The sequence below is a fragment of the Streptomyces argenteolus genome, assembly GCF_042902585.1.
GTDB classification, from domain to species: Bacteria; Actinomycetota; Actinomycetes; order Streptomycetales; family Streptomycetaceae; genus Streptomyces; species Streptomyces argenteolus.
Genome location: NZ_JBIBEG010000002.1, coordinates 590072 through 605216, shown reverse-complemented (window position 1 = coordinate 605216; position 15145 = coordinate 590072). Strand labels below are relative to the sequence as shown.

Genomic DNA, 15145 nt, shown 5'->3' with positions numbered 1-15145 from the left:
GGCCGCATGTCGGCGCGGGAGGCCGTGGCCGCCGTCACCGGGAGCTTCACGGAACACCGCCCCGCCGCGCGTCCGGATCCCGCGGACGGACCGCTCGGCTGGAGCGGTTACGCGGAGTCGAGGGCGCGTGCCGCGGCGCGTACGGGTGAGGACGAGTCGGTCGTGTACGGGACGGCCGTCGTCGGGGACCGGGAGTGCGTGCTGGTCTCCTTCGAGTTCGGCTTCCTGGGCGGCTCGCTGGGCGGCCGGACCGGGGACCGGCTGGAGGCCGCGTACGCCCTGGCGCGGGAGCGGCGGCTGCCCTTCGTCTCGCTCGTCGCCACCGGGGGCAGCCGGATGCAGGAGGGCATGATCGCGCTGATACAGCTCCAGCGGGTGGCGCGCGCGTCCGCCCTGCTGAGGGCGGCCGGGCTGCCGCAGATCGCGGTGGCAAGGGATCCGACGACCGGCGGCGGCTGGGCCACCCTGGGGGCGGGCGCCGATGTGGTGCTCGCGCTGCCCGGGGCGCAGATCGGCTTCGCCGGCTCCCGTGTGCGGCCCGCGGACGCCGATCCGTACGCGTACACCGCCGAGGGTCAGTGGGCGGCGGGGCAGGTCGACGCGGTCGTCACCCCGCAGGAGCTGCCCCGGACCCTGGCCCGCTGGCTGACGGTGCTGACGGCCTCAGGCCCCGCCGGCCCCGCGCCGGTGCCGGAGGCGCTGTCCGGCGCGGGGCTGCCCGCCACCGGCTGGGACGCCGTGGAGCAGGCCCGCTCCCCGGAGCGGCCCCGGGCCGAGGCCTATCTGGACGCCTACTTCACCTACCGGCTGCCGCTGAACGGCGACCGCTGCGGGGGAACGGACCCCGGGATGCTCTGTGGAGCGGGCATCCGGGACGGCCGGCCGGTGGCGTACGCCGCTCAGTGCGGCACCGCGACCCGGCCCGCGGGCTATCGCACGGCGGCCCGTGTCATCCGGCTCGCCGACCGGCTCGGCATCCCCGTACTGACGCTGATCGACACCCCCGGAGCGGCCAACGACGCGGAGGCCGAGCGGGCGGGGGCGGGGGCGGCCATCGCCGAGGTGTTCGCGGCGGTCGCCGCCGCCCGGGTCCCGGTGACCACCCTGGTGATCGGCGAGGGCGGCTCGGGCGGGGCGCTGGCCCTCGCCGCCCCGGACAATACGCATGTGACGGCGGACAGTTACTTCTCGGTGATCGCACCCGAACTGGCTGCGGCGATCCTCAAGCGCGGCCCCGACGAGGTACGGGCCACCGCCGGCCAGCTGCGGCTGCGCCCGCAGGACCTGGTGGAGCTCGGCGTGGCGCGCTCGGTCGTCGGACACGCCGGGCCCGGGTGAGGGGCGTTCGGCGCGCCGGGGCGGCGGCCTTTGGCTAGCGTGGCAGAGAGCCTTCGCGACAGGAAGGGGGCCGGACCATGGCCGCACCATCCGAGGGAACTCCGTGCTGGGCCGACGGGACGTTCGGCGATCCGGAAGGGGCGAAGCGTTTCTACGGCGAGCTCCTGGGCTGGACGTTCGGCGAGTCGATGCCCGAGTACGGCGGTTACACGCAGGCGCACGTGGACGGCAAGGCGGTCGCCGCGCTCTCGCCTCCCCCACCTGGTCAGGACGCCCCCTCCGCCTGGTGCCTGTACCTCGCGTCGCCGGACGCCGCCGCCACGGCCACGAAGATCCGCGAGCACGGCGGTGAGGTGCTGGTCGAACCCATGCGCGGGTCGGCGGCTTCGGCACGATGGTGCTGGCCCGCGACCCCGGTGGGACGGCCTTCGGGGTGTGGCAGGCCGGCAGCCACGAGGGCTTCGAGGCGCACTCGGTGCCCGGCGCCTACACCTGGGCCGAGATCTACACCCGGGACCCGGAGAAGGCGGACGCCTTCTTCCCGGCCGTGTTCGGTTACGGGGTGAAGCACCTGAAGGACGACGCGATCGACTTCTCGCTCTACGACCTGGGCGCGGATCCGGTGCTCGGCCGCATGAGGATGACCGACTTCCCGTCCGAGGTCCCGGCGCACCTGAACGTGTACTTCACGGTCCCGGACTGCGACGCGGCGGTGGCGAAGGCCACGTCCCTCGGGGGGACCCTCGGTTTCGGCCCTCTGACCATCCCCTTCGGCCGGTTCGCCTACCTGAGGGACCCTCAGGGTGCGGCCTTCTCGGTGATCGACCCCGGCACGACCGGCGGTCGGATGCCGGAGTTCACCGAGCAGCCGTGACGGCCGCCTACGGCTGCGGGTCGCGCGCGTCGTAGCGCGCGAACCCGCGCCGCCACACCGCGAGCAGGCACACCGCCAGGACGCAGGCGAGGCCCCCGCCGGTCACGGCCACGGCGGGGGACGTGAGGTCGGCGACGGAGCCGGCCACGAGATCGCCGAGCCGGGGGCCGCCCGCCACGACGACGATGAACACCCCCTGGAGCCGGCCGCGCATCTCGTCGGGCACCGCCGCCTGGAGCATGGTGTTGCGGAAGACCATCGAGACGGAGTCCGCGCACCCGGCGAGCGCGAGCATGACCAGGCCCAGCCAGAGCTGCCGGGTGAGGCCGAACACCGCGACGGCGCCGCCCCAGCAGGCCACGGCGACCAGCACCGCGAGCCCGTGCCGGTGGACGCGGCCGAGCCACCCGGAGAACACGCTGCCGAGCAGTGCGCCCAGCGCCGGGGCGGCGACCAGCAGTCCGGTGGTCCTGGCGTCCCCGCCGAACCAGACCACGGCGACCACGGGGAACAGGGCGCGCGGGTGTGCGAGGACCATGGCGCACAGGTCGCTGAAGAAGGTCATCCGCAGAGTGGGCCTGGAGCCGAGGAAGCGCAGTCCGTCCCGTACGGAAGCCCTCCTGGCGGCCTTCTCCCCCTCGCCCCGGCCGGGGAGTATCGACGGCAGCCGCCACATCGCGTACAGCGAGGCGGTGAAGGTGACGGCGTCCACGGTGTACGCCGCCTCGTAGCCCCACCAGCCGACGATCAGCCCGCCGAGCATCGGCCCGGCCAGGCCGCCCGTGGTGGAGGTCATGGCGTTGAGCGCGTTGGCGGCGGGCAGCTGCTCGGCGGGCAGCAGCCGGGCGATCATCGAACTGCGGGCCGGTGAGTTGAGCGCGAAGCACACGGCCTGGAGCGCGACGACGGCGTAGAGCAGCGCCACGCTCTCGACCCCGGCGAAGGTCGCGGCGGCCAGCACCACGGAGAGCAGGAACGACCCGGCCGCGCTGAAGAGGCCCAGCTTGCGCCGGTCGACCCTGTCGGCGACGGCCCCGCTGTACAGCCCGAGGAGCACCAGGGGCACGAGGGAGCAGAAGCCCGTCAGCCCGACGGAGAAGGCGGACCCGGTGATGTCGTAGACCTGGAGCGACACGGCCAGCGCCGTCATGCCCTGACCGATCCAGGTCACCGTGTTCCCGAACCAGAGCCGCCGGTAGTCGGGCGAGGCACGCAGGGGCGTCAGGTCGGCGAGTATGCGTGTGCGGGATACACCTTGTTCGGCTGTTTCGGTCACAGGGGATGGTACCGACCGGGCCCGGCCGCCCCTCCGTCAGCCGCCGCGAGGGGCGGGGAAGCCCTCGGCGCCGGTACCCGCACCGCGCCCGCCCGCAGGCCCCGGCGGATGCGGCGGCGGGCTGACCGCTCGTCATCAGGCGCGGCTCCGGGGCGGTTCCGGCCGGCCCTCACCCGCCGCCCTGCCGCTCGACGTCGACGCCCCCGCTTCGCCGGTCGTGGCCACCGACCGCGCCGGTACCTCGATCAGTTCAGGGAAGGACGGCGCGGCCACGGACCAGATCGGCGTCAACCGGCTGACCGAGGGCGTCAACCCGCGCGTGAACCAGCACCCCGCACAGCGGGGCTCCACCACGCCGCAGGGCTCCCACCACGGGCCGCGTGCCGGGTACCACGGCACCGAACACGTCACACGGCCCGGCTCGCCCCTCTCCACGGCCGCCGGCTTCGCGGCCCCCCGCGGCATCGGGCGGACCTGACGGACCCCGCGGTGCCGGGCCCGCCCGGCACGCGCCCCACCGGATCGTGGCCCGCACGCGTGAACGGGGGCCGCCACCCTGGAGTGGCGACCCCCGTCATCACGTATCCACAGGTAGAAACGGTTCTCCTGCGGGACGCAGAGGTGGGGCGGGTGGGACTCGAACCCACGGCCGACGGATTATGAGTCCGCTGCTCTAACCGGCTGAGCTACCGCCCCGTCACGGCGTGGCGCGTACATGTGTGCGCGCCGTCTGCCGCAGCATAGCCGGTCATACGATCTCCTGCTTCGGATGGCCGCCTTCGCGTGACCATGAAGACCTCGCTGCGTGCTGCCCGGTTCCGGGCTCCACGGAATCACCCCGAAAGAGTCATGGACGCCCTCTCGCGGGCACACGAAAAAGGGCCCCGAAGGGCCCTCTTCCGTCTGCTCCCCCGACTGGACTCGAACCAGTAACCCTCCGGTTAACAGCCGAATGCTCTGCCAATTGAGCTACAGGGGATCGCGCTCCCCCGACTGGACTCGAACCAGTAACCTGCCGGTTAACAGCCGGCTGCTCTGCCAATTGAGCTACAGGGGATTGCTGCGGTGCCTCGAATCGTACCTGCCTGGCTGCTGCCGAGCGGCGCGCGTTCGCTGCGACACATACATTAGCGCAAGCAGGGGGGTGCTCCGCCAATCGGTATCCCCCGGGGTGATCTCGGGTGTCTGCGGGTAGGCGGTGCAGCACACGTCGCACGGAGCGAAGGAAGGGTGGCAGCCATGCGGTACCGGCTCACGTTCATCGCCGGACTGGCCCTCGGTTACGTGCTCGGCACGCGAGCCGGGCGCGAGCGTTACGAGCAGCTGAAGAAGTCCGCGCAGCGGCTCGCCGAGAATCCGGCCGTGCGCAACGCGGCGGAGTCCGCCGCGCACGGCGGCCGGGATTTCGCCGGCAAGGCGTACCACTCGGTGAGCGAGAAGGTCGGGGACAAGGTCCCCGTGTCCGTCTCCGACCGGGTGCGCTCGCTGCGGGAGCGCAGCGGCCACAACGGCAGTGACGACTGGGGCACGACCAACACCTGAGGGCCCTTCTCGTACCGGACACCGCATCGGGCTCCCCCCGGTGCGGGAGAGGTCCGGTACGGGAAAGGTTCGCCGGTGCGGCAGAATCTGTGTCATGGGCATAGTCGCCGGCTTGGACAGTTCATCCGCCTTCACGCACATCGTCGTCTGCGACACGGACACCGGTGAGGTGCTGCGGCAGGGGTACGCCGCTCACCCCGTCGAGGCCAAGGCCTCCGAGGTGGATCCGCAGGCATGGCTGCTCTCACTCGGTGAGGCGGCCTCCGGAGGGCTGCTCGAAGGCGTGCAGGCCATCGGGGTGTCCGCGCAGCAGCACGGGCTGGTGCCGCTGGACCACCAGGGCAATCTCGTCCGGCCTGCGCTCATCGGCAACGACCGGCGCGCGCAGGCATCCGCCGCGGACCTGATCGACGGGCTCGGCGGGCGGCAGGCCTGGGCCGAGGCCGTCGGGGCCGTGCCGCAGGCCGCGCAGCCGGTGGCGAAGCTGCGCTGGCTGGTGCGGACCGAGCCGGAGAACGCGCAGCGGATCGCCGCCGTCCTCCAGCCCCACGACTGGCTGGTGTGGCAGCTGCTCGGCAGGCCCGCCCGCCGCACGACGGACCGGGGTGCCGCGTCCGGCACGGGTTACTGGTCGGCGGGCTCCGGGTCCTACCGGCCCGATCTCGTGGAGCTGGCGCTCGGCCACCAGGCCGCCCTGCCCGAGGTGCTGGGTCCCGCCGACTCCGCCGGGACGACGCCGGAGGGGCTGCTGATCTCCGCGGGCACCGGCGAGACGATGGCCGCCGCCTTCGGGCTGGGGGTCGCGGTCGGGGACGCCGTCGTGTCGCTGGGGGCCTCGGGCTCGGTGATGGCCGTCCACCACGAGGCACTGGCCGATCCGACGGGGATGATCACCTCCTTCGCCGACGCGACCGGGATGCACCTGCCCGTGGTCCACACCTCGAACGCGGTGCGGGCGCTGCGGGGCACGGCCGAGATGCTGGGCATCGACGGTCTGGACGAGCTGTCCGCGCTGGCCCTGAAGTCCACCCCCGGCGCCTCCGGGCTCGTCCTGCTGCCGTATCTGGAGGGGGAGCGCACCCCGCGCCTGCCGCACACCGCGGGCACGCTGAGCGGGCTGCGGCGCGAGTCGATGAAGCCCGAGCACCTGGCGCGGGCGGCCTTCGAGGGCATGCTGTGCTCGCTGGCCGACGCACTGGACGTGCTGCGCGGCAGGGGCGTCGAGGTGCGGCGGGTGTTCCTGCTGGGTGCGGCGGCCGAACTGCCCGCGGTGCAGGCGCTGGCTCCCGCCGTGTTCGGCACCCAGGTCGTCGTCCCGCAGCCCGCCCAGTACGCGGCGCTGGGAGCGGCCCGGCAGGCGGCGTGGGCGCTCGGCGTCTCGCAGGGGTCGCTCGACCCCCGCACTCCCCCGGCCTGGCGGGGTGCCGCCGCGCAGGTGCTGGAGCCGGGTGAGGAGCTCGCGGTGGGCCGTGCGGTGCGCCAGCAGTACGGGGCGACGCGCGACCAGGTCCACCCCGGCGCATTCGGCACCACGGAGTGAGGGCGGCCCGGGATTTGACCCGGGCTTGAGCAAAAGGGTTGGCCGCCGTGGTGCGGCGTACCGGAGTATGGACCGGCCTCTGCCGTTCGCCGACTCCGAGAGACGCGTGTGCTCATAAAACTCCTGCGGACCTACCTGGGTCCGTACAGACAGCCCATCGTCCTGCTGGTGGTGCTCCAGTTCCTGCAGACCTGCGCCAGCCTGTATCTGCCCAGCCTCAACGCCGACATCATCGACAAGGGTGTAGTGCGGGGGGACACGGCCTACATCGTCGAGTTCGGCGGCGTGATGATCGCCGTCAGCGTCATCCAGATCGTCTGCAACATCGGGGCCGTCCACTACGGCGCCCGGACCGCCTCCGCGCTCGGGCGCGACGTGCGGGCGTCCGTCTTCGGCCGCGTGCAGTCGTTCTCCGCGCGGGAGGTCGGACGCTTCGGCGCCCCCTCTCTGATCACCCGTACGACCAACGACGTGCAACAGGTCCAGATGCTCGTCCTGATGGCGTTCACGCTGATGGTGTCGGCGCCCATCATGTGCGTCGGCGGTGTGATCATGGCGCTCGGCCAGGACGTCCCGCTGTCCGCGGTGCTGCTGGCCGTCCTGCCCGTGCTCGGCGTCTCGGTGGGTCTCATCGTGCGGCGGATGCGTCCGCTGTTCCGCACGATGCAGGAGCGGCTGGACACGGTGAACCGGGTGCTGCGCGAGCAGATCACCGGCAACCGGGTCATCCGCGCCTTCATCCGTGACGACTACGAGGAGAAGCGCTTCCGCAGCGCCAACACCGAGCTGACGGCCGTCGCGCTGTCGACGGGCCGTCTGATGGCGCTCATGTTCCCGACCGTGATGACGGTGGTGAGCGTGTCGTCCGTCGCCGTCGTCTGGTTCGGCGCGCACCGCATCGACAGCGGCGGGATGGAGATCGGAGCGCTGACCGCGTTCCTGGCGTATCTGATGCAGATCGTCATGTCGGTGATGATGGCCACCTTCATGTTCATCATGGTCCCGCGCGCCGAGGTCTGCGCCGAGCGCATCCAGGAGGTCCTGGAGACCGATTCGAGCGTCGTGCCGCCCCTCGCTCCGGTGACGAAGCTGCTCAAGCACGGCCATCTGGAGCTACGGGGCGCGGAGTTCCGCTACCCGGGCGCCGAGGAGCCGGTGCTGCGGGCGGTGGATCTCGTGGCGCGGCCCGGGGAGACGACCGCGGTCATCGGGTCGACGGGCAGCGGCAAGTCGACGCTGCTGGGGCTGGTGCCCCGGCTGTTCGACGCGACGGACGGCGAGGTGCTCGTCGACGGCACGGACGTGCGGACGCTGGACCCGGTCCTGCTGGCCCGCACGGTGAGCCTCGTACCGCAGAAGCCGTACCTCTTCTCGGGGACGGTCGCGACCAATCTGCGGTACGGCAATCCGGACGCCACCGACGAGGAGCTGTGGCACGCGCTGGAGGTGGCGCAGGCCAAGGACTTCGTGGAGCGGCTGGAACACGGTCTGGACGCCCCGATCGCACAGGGCGGCACCAATGTCTCCGGCGGCCAGCGCCAGCGGCTCGCGATCGCGCGGACGCTCGTGTGCAAGCCGGAGATCTACCTCTTCGACGATTCGTTCTCCGCCCTGGACTACGCGACGGACGCCGCGCTGCGCGCCGCGCTGTCCCACGAGACGGCGGGGGCGACCGTGGTGATCGTGGCGCAGCGGGTGTCCACGATCCGTGACGCCGACCGGATCGTGGTGCTGGACGAGGGCCGCGTCGTCGGGACCGGCACCCATCACGAGCTGATGGACGGCAACGAAACCTACCGGGAGATCGTGCTCTCCCAGCTGACGGAAGCGGAGGCCGCCTGATGGCCGGGCCGGGCGGACGGATGATGGCCGGGGGCCCCACGGAGCGGTCCATGGACTTCAAGGGGTCCGGGAAGCGGCTGCTGCGGAGGTTCAGCCAGGAGAAGTCCTCGCTGTACCTGATGCTGGGCGCCGGGACGCTGAGCGTGGCGCTCTCGGTGCTGGGGCCGAAGATCCTCGGGGCGGCGACGGACCTGATCTTCGCCGGTGTCGTGGGCAGGCAGCTGCCGGATGGCACGACCAAGCAGCAGGCCGTCGACAACCTGCGGGAGCAGGGAGACGACGGACTCGCCGACATGCTGTCCGGGGTGGACTTCACGCCCGGCAGCGGCATCGACTTCGACGCGGTGGGCCACGTCCTGCTCGTGGCGCTCGCCGTGTACGTGGGTGCGGGGCTGCTGATGCTGGTGTCGAGCCGGCTGTCGATCCGGGTGATCAACCGGGTCGTCTTCCAGCTGCGCGAGGACCTCCAGACGAAGCTGTCGCGGCTGCCGCTGTCCTATTTCGACCGGCAGCAGCGCGGTGAGGTGCTGAGCCGGGCGACGAACGACATCGACAACATCTCCCAGACGATGCAGCAGACGATGGGGCAGCTCATCAACTCCCTGCTCACCATCGTCGGCGTCCTGATCATGATGTTCTGGGTCTCGCCGCTGCTGGCCCTGGTGGCGCTGGTGACGATCCCGCTTTCGGTGTTCGTCGCGGCGCGGGTCGGCAAGCGCTCGCAACCGCACTTCGTGGCGCAGTGGAAGGTGACGGGCCGGCTCAACGCCCACATCGAGGAGATGTACACCGGTCACACGCTGGTGAAGGTCTTCGGGCGGCAGGACGAGTCCGCCAGGGACTTCGCCGAGCAGAACGACGCGCTCTACGAGGCGGGGTTCAAGGCGCAGTTCAACAGCGGGATCATGCAGCCGCTGATGATGTTCGTCTCCAACCTGAACTACGTGCTGGTCGCGGTCGTGGGCGGGCTGCGCGTGGCCTCCGGTTCGCTGTCGATCGGTGACGTGCAGGCGTTCATCCAGTACTCGCGGCAGTTCTCGATGCCTCTCACGCAGGTCGCCTCGATGGCCAACCTGGTGCAGTCGGGCATCGCGTCGGCCGAGCGGGTCTTCGCTCTGCTGGACGCGGAGGAGCAGGCGCCCGACCCCGAGCCGGCACAGCGGCCGAAGGAGCTGCGCGGGAGCGTGGCGCTGGAGAACGTGTCCTTCCGGTACGACCCGGAGAAGCCGCTCATCGAGGACCTGTCGCTGAGCGTGGAGCCCGGCCACACGGTCGCGATCGTGGGCCCGACCGGCGCCGGCAAGACGACGCTGGTCAACCTGCTGATGCGGTTCTACGAGGTCACGGGCGGCCGGATCACCCTCGACGGGGTCGACGCGGCGACGATGTCGCGCGACGAACTCCGCTCGGGCATAGGCATGGTGCTCCAGGACACCTGGCTGTTCGGCGGGACGATCGCGGAGAACATCGCCTACGGCGCCTCGCGTGAGGTGACGCGCGAGGAGATCGAGGAGGCGGCGCGGGCGGCCCACGCCGACCGCTTCGTCCGTACCCTGCCCGACGGCTACGACACGGTGATCGACGACGAGGGCTCCGGCGTCAGCGCGGGTGAGAAGCAGTTGATCACCATCGCGCGGGCGTTCCTGTCCGACCCGGTGATCCTGGTCCTCGACGAGGCCACCAGTTCGGTGGACACCCGGACCGAGGTGCTGATCCAGAAGGCGATGGCGCGGCTGGCCCACGGGCGCACGAGCTTCGTGATCGCGCACCGGCTCTCCACCATCCGGGACGCGGACGTGATCCTCGTGATGGAGAACGGCTCGATCGTCGAACAGGGCACGCACGAGGAGCTGCTGGCGGCCGAGGGGGCCTACGCCCGGCTGTACGCGGCGCAGTTCGCGCAGGCGCTGTCGGAGGTCGACTGACTCAGTCGAGGTAGCCGCGCAGCTGGTCGGCGAAGGCGTGGTCCCGCAGCCTGGCGAGGGTCTTGGACTCGATCTGGCGGATACGTTCGCGTGTCACGCCGAAGATCCTTCCGATCTCCTCCAGGGTGCGGGGCCGCCCGTCGTCCAGTCCGTAGCGCAGCTGGACGACCTTCCTCTCCCGCTCGCCGAGCGTGGACAGGACGGTCTCCAGGTGTTCGCGCAGCAGCAGGAAGGCAGCGGTCTCGACGGGCGAGGCCGCGTCGCCGTCCTCGATGAGGTCCCCGAAGGCGACGTCGTCCTCCTCGCCGACGGGAGCGTGCAGGGAGACGGGCTCCTGGGCCAGGCGCAGGACCTCCCCGACGCGTTCGGGCGTCAGGTCGAGCTGGGCGGCGATCTCCTCGGCGGTGGGCTCGTATCCGCGTTCCTGGAGCATGCGGCGCTGGACGCGGACGACCCGGTTGATCAGCTCGACGACGTGCACCGGGACCCTTATGGTCCTGGCCTGGTCGGCCAGGGCCCGGGACATCGCCTGGCGGATCCACCAGGTGGCGTACGTGGAGAACTTGTAGCCGCGGGCGTAGTCGAACTTCTCGACCGCCCTGATCAGTCCGAGATTGCCCTCCTGGACGAGGTCGAGCATGGTCAGCCCGCGGCCGACGTAACGCTTGGCGACGGAGACCACGAGGCGGAGGTTGGCCTCGATGAGTCTGCGTTTCGCCATCCGCCCCATCACCACGAGCCGGTCGAGGTCGAAGGCGAGCCGCGAGTCCGGATCGGGGGTGCGGGCGAGCCGTTCCTCCGCGAAGAGGCCGGCCTCGACGCGGCGCGCGAGCTCCACCTCCTCCGCCGCGCTCAGCAGCGGGATGCGCCCGATCTCCCGCAGGTACTGGCGGAAGAGGTCGGAGGACGGGCCGCCCGCCTCCGGGCGGCCCGGCCGCTCCGGCGGCTCCGGGGGCTCCACCGGTTCCTCCAGGAGGGGTTCCGCCGCGCCCGCCGTCTCCGGGTGACGTGTGACCCGGTTCTGTGCGGGAACGGCCGGGACGTGCTCGCTCGTGATCGTCACGGTCCGGGTCTGCACGGGGGCGACCTCCAGGTGATCGCTGCCGGATCGCGGGGGATGGAGATCCGCCCCGGGCGGACCGGCCGCGCTCCGATGACTCAGGCACCGCCCTCCAGTGTGGGGTACGACACATCACTGCCACGAGGGGCGTGCGGTGACTTTTTGCGTCCGGAGGGTGACGGGGTGCTGATCCGGCTCAGAGGGCGTCGGCGCCGTGGTTCCGGAGCGACTGCGCGTACTGCTGGAGGACCCAGACCTCGTTCTGCGCGGCGGCCAGGTGTTCCGGGGCGACGTTGCTGCCGAGGCGGGCGAGGCTGCTCTGCACGTCCGCGATCCTGCGGTCGACGGCCCGCAGGCGGACCTTGACCAGGTGCTGGCCCGCGTACGACTCGTCGATGGTCTTGCCGTGGAAGACCTCGACCGCGAGCTCGGTGACGAGCTTGCGCACCGTGTCGTCGGGGGTCGCGTCGAGCACCTGGACCAGATACTCACGGGCCTCCGAGACGCCCAGCTCCGCGCCGCCCGCCTCCGCGATGCACTGGCGCACCGCGGCGTACGGAGGGGCGGTGAACTCGTCCACGCCGTACGCGTCGAAAGCCGGGGAGACCAGGGCCGGCTTCTGCAGGGCGAGCTTGAGCAGCTCGCGCTCCGTGCGGTGGGCGGGGCTGCGGAGGTTGAGCGCGGGGCCGGAGGGGGCGGCGGGGGCCCTGACCTGCGCGGGCTGCGCGCCGGCGCGGGAGGAGCCGGGCGCGGGTCCGCGCTGCTCGCCGCCCCGGCCCCGGGCCCACTGGGCGAGCTGGTGGACCCGGTGGACGACGAACTCCTGGTCGAGGATGCCGACAAAGCCGGCGAGCTGGACGGCCACCTCCCGCTGCACACTGCTCGTCTTGATCTTCGCCACGACGGCGGCGGCCTCGTCGAGAGCGGCGGCGCGCCCGGCGGGCGTCTCCAGGTCGTACCGGCCGACGATCTGGCGGAGCGCGAACTCGAAGAGCGGGGTGCGGGGTTCCACCAGGTCGCGGACGGCGTCGTCGCCCTTGGCCAGCCGCAGATCGCAGGGGTCCATGTTGTCGGGCGCGATCGCGATGTACGTCTCGGCCGCGAACTTCTGGTCGTCCTCGAAGGCGCGCAGAGCGGCCTTCTGGCCCGCGGCGTCGCCGTCGAAGGTGAAGATCACGCGGGCGCTGCCGTTGTCCATCAGGAGCCGGCGCAGGATCTTGATGTGGTCGTTGCCGAACGCGGTGCCGCAGGTGGCGATGGCGGTGGTGACCCCGGCGAGGTGGCAGGCCATGACGTCGGTGTACCCCTCGACGACGACGGCCCGGCTCGCCTTGGCGATGTCCTTCTTGGCCAGGTCGATGCCGTAGAGCACCTGGGACTTCTTGTAGATCGAGGTCTCGGGGGTGTTGAGGTACTTCGGGCCGTTGTCGTCGTCCCGGAGCTTGCGGGCGCCGAAGCCGACGATCTCGCCCGAGGTGTCGCTGATCGGCCACATCAGCCGGCCGCGGAAGCGGTCGATGGGGCCCCGGCGGCCGTCCTGGGAGAGGCCGGAGCTGATGAGTTCCTTGTCGCTGAAGCCCTTGCCGCGCAGATAGCGGGTGAGGTGGTCCCAGCCGGCCGGGCTGTAGCCCACCCCGAAGTGGGCCGCCGCGTCCTGGTCGAAACCGCGCTCCGCGAGGAACTTCCGGCCGATCTCGGCCTCGGGGCCGTTCAGCTGCTCGCGGTAGAAGTCGGCGGCGATCTTGTGTGCCTCGACCAGGCGGATGCGCTCGCCGCGCTGGTGGGAGGGGTTGTAGCCGCCCTCCTCGTACCGCAGGGTGATGCCCGCCTTGGCGGCGAGCCGCTCGACCGTCTCGGAGAAGGTGAGGTGGTCGATCTTCATCACGAAGGCGATCGTGTCGCCGCCCTCCTGGCACCCGAAGCAGTGGAACAGGCCCTTGCTCGGGCTCACCTGGAAGGAGGGGGACTTCTCGTCGTGGAACGGGCACAGACCCTTGAGGTTTCCGCCGCCCGCGTTGCGCAGTTGGAGGTACTCGGACACGACGGCGTCGATCGGGACCGCGTCCCGTACCGCCTTCACGTCGTCGTCATTGATCCTGCCTGCCACGAGTGAAGTCTAGGGCCTTTCGTTTCGGAGCAGGCCGGAGCGGGGAGCGGGGCCCGGTGCCGTGCATCGCACGGCGGAGGATCGAGGCGAGGCGGAGCGGTCGGGGTCTCCCCTGCTCAAGCGAAGCCGAGAGCTCGGGGAAGATCGACGGCAACGCTCCGAGGTGCGGTGCCCGCGCACGCGAGCCCGGCCTGATCCGAACGAAAGGCCCTGGGGTGGGGCCGGAGGTCCGGGACCGGCCGGGCGCGGGCGGTCCGGGGCGCCGCCGGCCGGTCCCGGACCTCCGGCTCAGGCCAGGGAGTCCAGCGGCACGGAGGGGTCGCCCAGCGCGTCCACGTCGACCGGCCGGGCGGCCTTGATCAGCTTCTGGATGCTCTCGGTGACGTCCCACACATTGACGTTCATCCCGGCGAGGACCCGTCGGTCCTTGAGCCAGAAGGCGATGAACTCGCGCTTGCCCGCGTCGCCCCGGATGACGACCTGGTCGTACGAGCCGGGGGGCGCCCAGCCCGAGTACTCCAGGCCGAGGTCGTACTGGTCGGAGAAGAAGTACGGGACCCGGTCGTACGTCACGTCCTGGCCGAGCATGGCCCTGGCCGCGGCCGGGCCGCTGTTCAGGGCGTTCGCCCAGTGCTCCACGCGCAGCCGGCCGCCGAACAGCGGGTGCTCGACGGACGCGATGTCGCCCGCGGCGAAGATGTGCGGGTCCGAGGTGCGCAGGGAGGCGTCGACGGCGACCCCGCCGCCCTGGGCGCGGTCCGCCATGTCGAGGCCGGCGGCCTCTGCCAGCGTGGTGCGCGGTGCGGCGCCGATCGCGGCGAGCACGTCGTGGGCGGGGTGTTCCTCGCCGTCGTCGGTGCGGGCCGCCAGAACCAGGCCGTCCTGGCCGGTGATCTCGGTGAGCCGGGCCCCGAAGTGGAAGCGGACGCCGTGCTCGGAGTGCAGATCGGTGAAGATCTGGCCCAGCTCCGGGCCGATGACGTGGTGCAGCGGGGTCGCGGAGGGCTCGACCACCGTGACCTCCGCGCCGTATCCCCGGGCGGCGGCGGCGACCTCCAGGCCGATCCAGCCGCCTCCGGCGATCACCAGGTGGCCGTTGTCACGGCCGAGGGCGGCCAGGACGTTGCGCAGCCGGTCGGCGTGGGCGAGGCGGCGCAGGTGGTGCACTCCCACCAGGTCGGTGCCCGGGATGTCGAGGCGGCGCGGCTCCGCACCGGTGGCGAGGAGCAGCTTGTCGTAGTGGACGACCGTGTTGTCGCCGAGCTGCACGGAGCGGCCGGCCCGGTCGATGGAGGTCACCACCTGGCCGAGGTGGAGCTCGATGTCGGCGCCCGCGTACCAGGCGGTCCTGTGGACGAAGACGGTCTCCCGCTCGTCCTTGCCCGCCAGGTACCCCTTGGAGAGGGGAGGCCGTTCGTAGGGATAGTCGCGCTCGTCGCCGATGAGGATGACCCGGCCGCTGAAGCCTTCCGCCCGGAGTGTCTCGGCCGCCTTCGCTCCGGCCAGTCCCCCGCCGATGATGACGAACGTCCGATGTGCGTCGACCACTTGATGCCTCCTCGGTACTGTGCTGCGCGGCGCCGCCACCTGCGAGCGTCCCGCACGCAGGGTGATGGCGAAAGAGGGTGTGCCTCGATCAGG

10 protein-coding genes, 3 tRNA genes and 1 pseudogene are annotated in these 15145 nt (G+C 71.7%); 7 read left to right on the top strand and 7 right to left on the bottom strand.

The genetic code is table 11. The annotated features are described in order from the left end of the window. Window positions 1–6 precede the first annotated feature (6 nt). Window positions 7–1338 carry a carboxyl transferase domain-containing protein gene (locus tag ACFY8O_RS09245; protein WP_387900255.1) on the top strand — a complete coding sequence of 444 codons (1332 nt, stop codon included), beginning with the start codon at window positions 7–9 and terminating at the stop codon, window positions 1336–1338. A gap of 77 nt (window positions 1339–1415) precedes the next feature. Continuing rightward, window positions 1416–2212: pseudogene (locus ACFY8O_RS09240) on the top strand (VOC family protein). Between the two features lie 7 nt (window positions 2213–2219). Here ACFY8O_RS09240 and ACFY8O_RS09235 read toward each other — a convergent pair. Then, a complete protein-coding gene (locus tag ACFY8O_RS09235; protein ID WP_387900253.1) occupies window positions 2220–3488 on the bottom strand; it encodes an MFS transporter in 1269 nt (422 codons plus the stop codon). Between the two features lie 217 nt (window positions 3489–3705). On the opposite strand from ACFY8O_RS09235, the gene ACFY8O_RS09230 reads away from it, so the two are divergent. After that, window positions 3706–3966, top strand: coding sequence for a hypothetical protein (locus tag ACFY8O_RS09230; protein ID WP_387900251.1), 261 nt, complete (start codon window positions 3706–3708; stop codon window positions 3964–3966). A 144-nt stretch (window positions 3967–4110) separates the two neighbouring features. On the opposite strand, the gene ACFY8O_RS09225 is transcribed toward ACFY8O_RS09230, so the two are convergent. The 3 genes from ACFY8O_RS09225 to ACFY8O_RS09215 form a co-directional block, all read right to left on the bottom strand. Further along, window positions 4111–4184: transfer RNA gene (locus ACFY8O_RS09225), tRNA-Ile, on the bottom strand. 210 nt (window positions 4185–4394) lie between these two features. Further along, window positions 4395–4467 (bottom strand) — tRNA-Asn (locus ACFY8O_RS09220). Window positions 4468–4472: 5 nt separating this feature from the next. Beyond that, window positions 4473–4545 (bottom strand) — tRNA-Asn (locus ACFY8O_RS09215). A gap of 182 nt (window positions 4546–4727) precedes the next feature. Here ACFY8O_RS09215 and ACFY8O_RS09210 point away from each other — a divergent pair. The 4 genes from ACFY8O_RS09210 (at window position 4728) to ACFY8O_RS09195 (ending at window position 10337) form a co-directional block, all read left to right on the top strand. Then, complete coding sequence (locus tag ACFY8O_RS09210) at window positions 4728–5030, top strand: YtxH domain-containing protein (RefSeq protein WP_145802741.1); 303 nt, start codon at window positions 4728–4730, stop codon at window positions 5028–5030. Window positions 5031–5124: 94 nt separating this feature from the next. Then, window positions 5125–6570 (top strand): FGGY family carbohydrate kinase, encoded by a 1446-nt coding sequence (locus tag ACFY8O_RS09205; protein WP_145801662.1) that lies wholly within the window; start codon window positions 5125–5127, stop codon window positions 6568–6570. A gap of 108 nt (window positions 6571–6678) precedes the next feature. Next, a complete protein-coding gene (locus ACFY8O_RS09200; protein WP_387900249.1) occupies window positions 6679–8412 on the top strand; it encodes an ABC transporter ATP-binding protein in 1734 nt (577 codons plus the stop codon). Further along, on the top strand, window positions 8412–10337 hold the full coding sequence (locus ACFY8O_RS09195; RefSeq protein WP_387900246.1) for an ABC transporter ATP-binding protein: 1926 nt from the start codon (window positions 8412–8414) through the stop codon (window positions 10335–10337). The genes ACFY8O_RS09200 and ACFY8O_RS09195 overlap by 1 nt, the downstream gene beginning before the upstream one ends. A 1-nt stretch (window position 10338) precedes the next feature. On the opposite strand, the gene ACFY8O_RS09190 is transcribed toward ACFY8O_RS09195, so the two are convergent. From ACFY8O_RS09190 to ACFY8O_RS09180, 3 genes are all read right to left on the bottom strand, one after another. Beyond that, window positions 10339–11415: an RNA polymerase sigma factor gene (locus ACFY8O_RS09190; protein WP_387900244.1), complete on the bottom strand. Its 1077-nt coding sequence runs from the start codon at window positions 11413–11415 to the stop codon at window positions 10339–10341. Window positions 11416–11593: 178 nt separating this feature from the next. Then, a complete protein-coding gene (dnaG, locus tag ACFY8O_RS09185; protein WP_387900242.1) occupies window positions 11594–13504 on the bottom strand; it encodes a DNA primase in 1911 nt (636 codons plus the stop codon). Between the two features lie 288 nt (window positions 13505–13792). Further along, window positions 13793–15052 (bottom strand): NAD(P)/FAD-dependent oxidoreductase, encoded by a 1260-nt coding sequence (locus ACFY8O_RS09180; RefSeq protein ID WP_387900240.1) that lies wholly within the window; start codon window positions 15050–15052, stop codon window positions 13793–13795. Between the last annotated feature and the right edge of the window lie 93 nt (window positions 15053–15145).

Excerpts from the sequence above, each read along its gene's own strand:
- ACFY8O_RS09205 (WP_145801662.1), top strand. The coding sequence starts at position 5,125 with ATGGGCATAGTCGCCGGCTTGGACAGTTCATCCGCCTTCACGCACATC.
- ACFY8O_RS09245 (WP_387900255.1), top strand. The coding sequence starts at position 7 with ATGTCGGCGCGGGAGGCCGTGGCCGCCGTCACCGGGAGCTTCACGGAA.
- ACFY8O_RS09195 (WP_387900246.1), top strand. The coding sequence starts at position 8,412 with ATGGCCGGGCCGGGCGGACGGATGATGGCCGGGGGCCCCACGGAGCGG.
- ACFY8O_RS09210 (WP_145802741.1), top strand. The coding sequence starts at position 4,728 with ATGCGGTACCGGCTCACGTTCATCGCCGGACTGGCCCTCGGTTACGTG.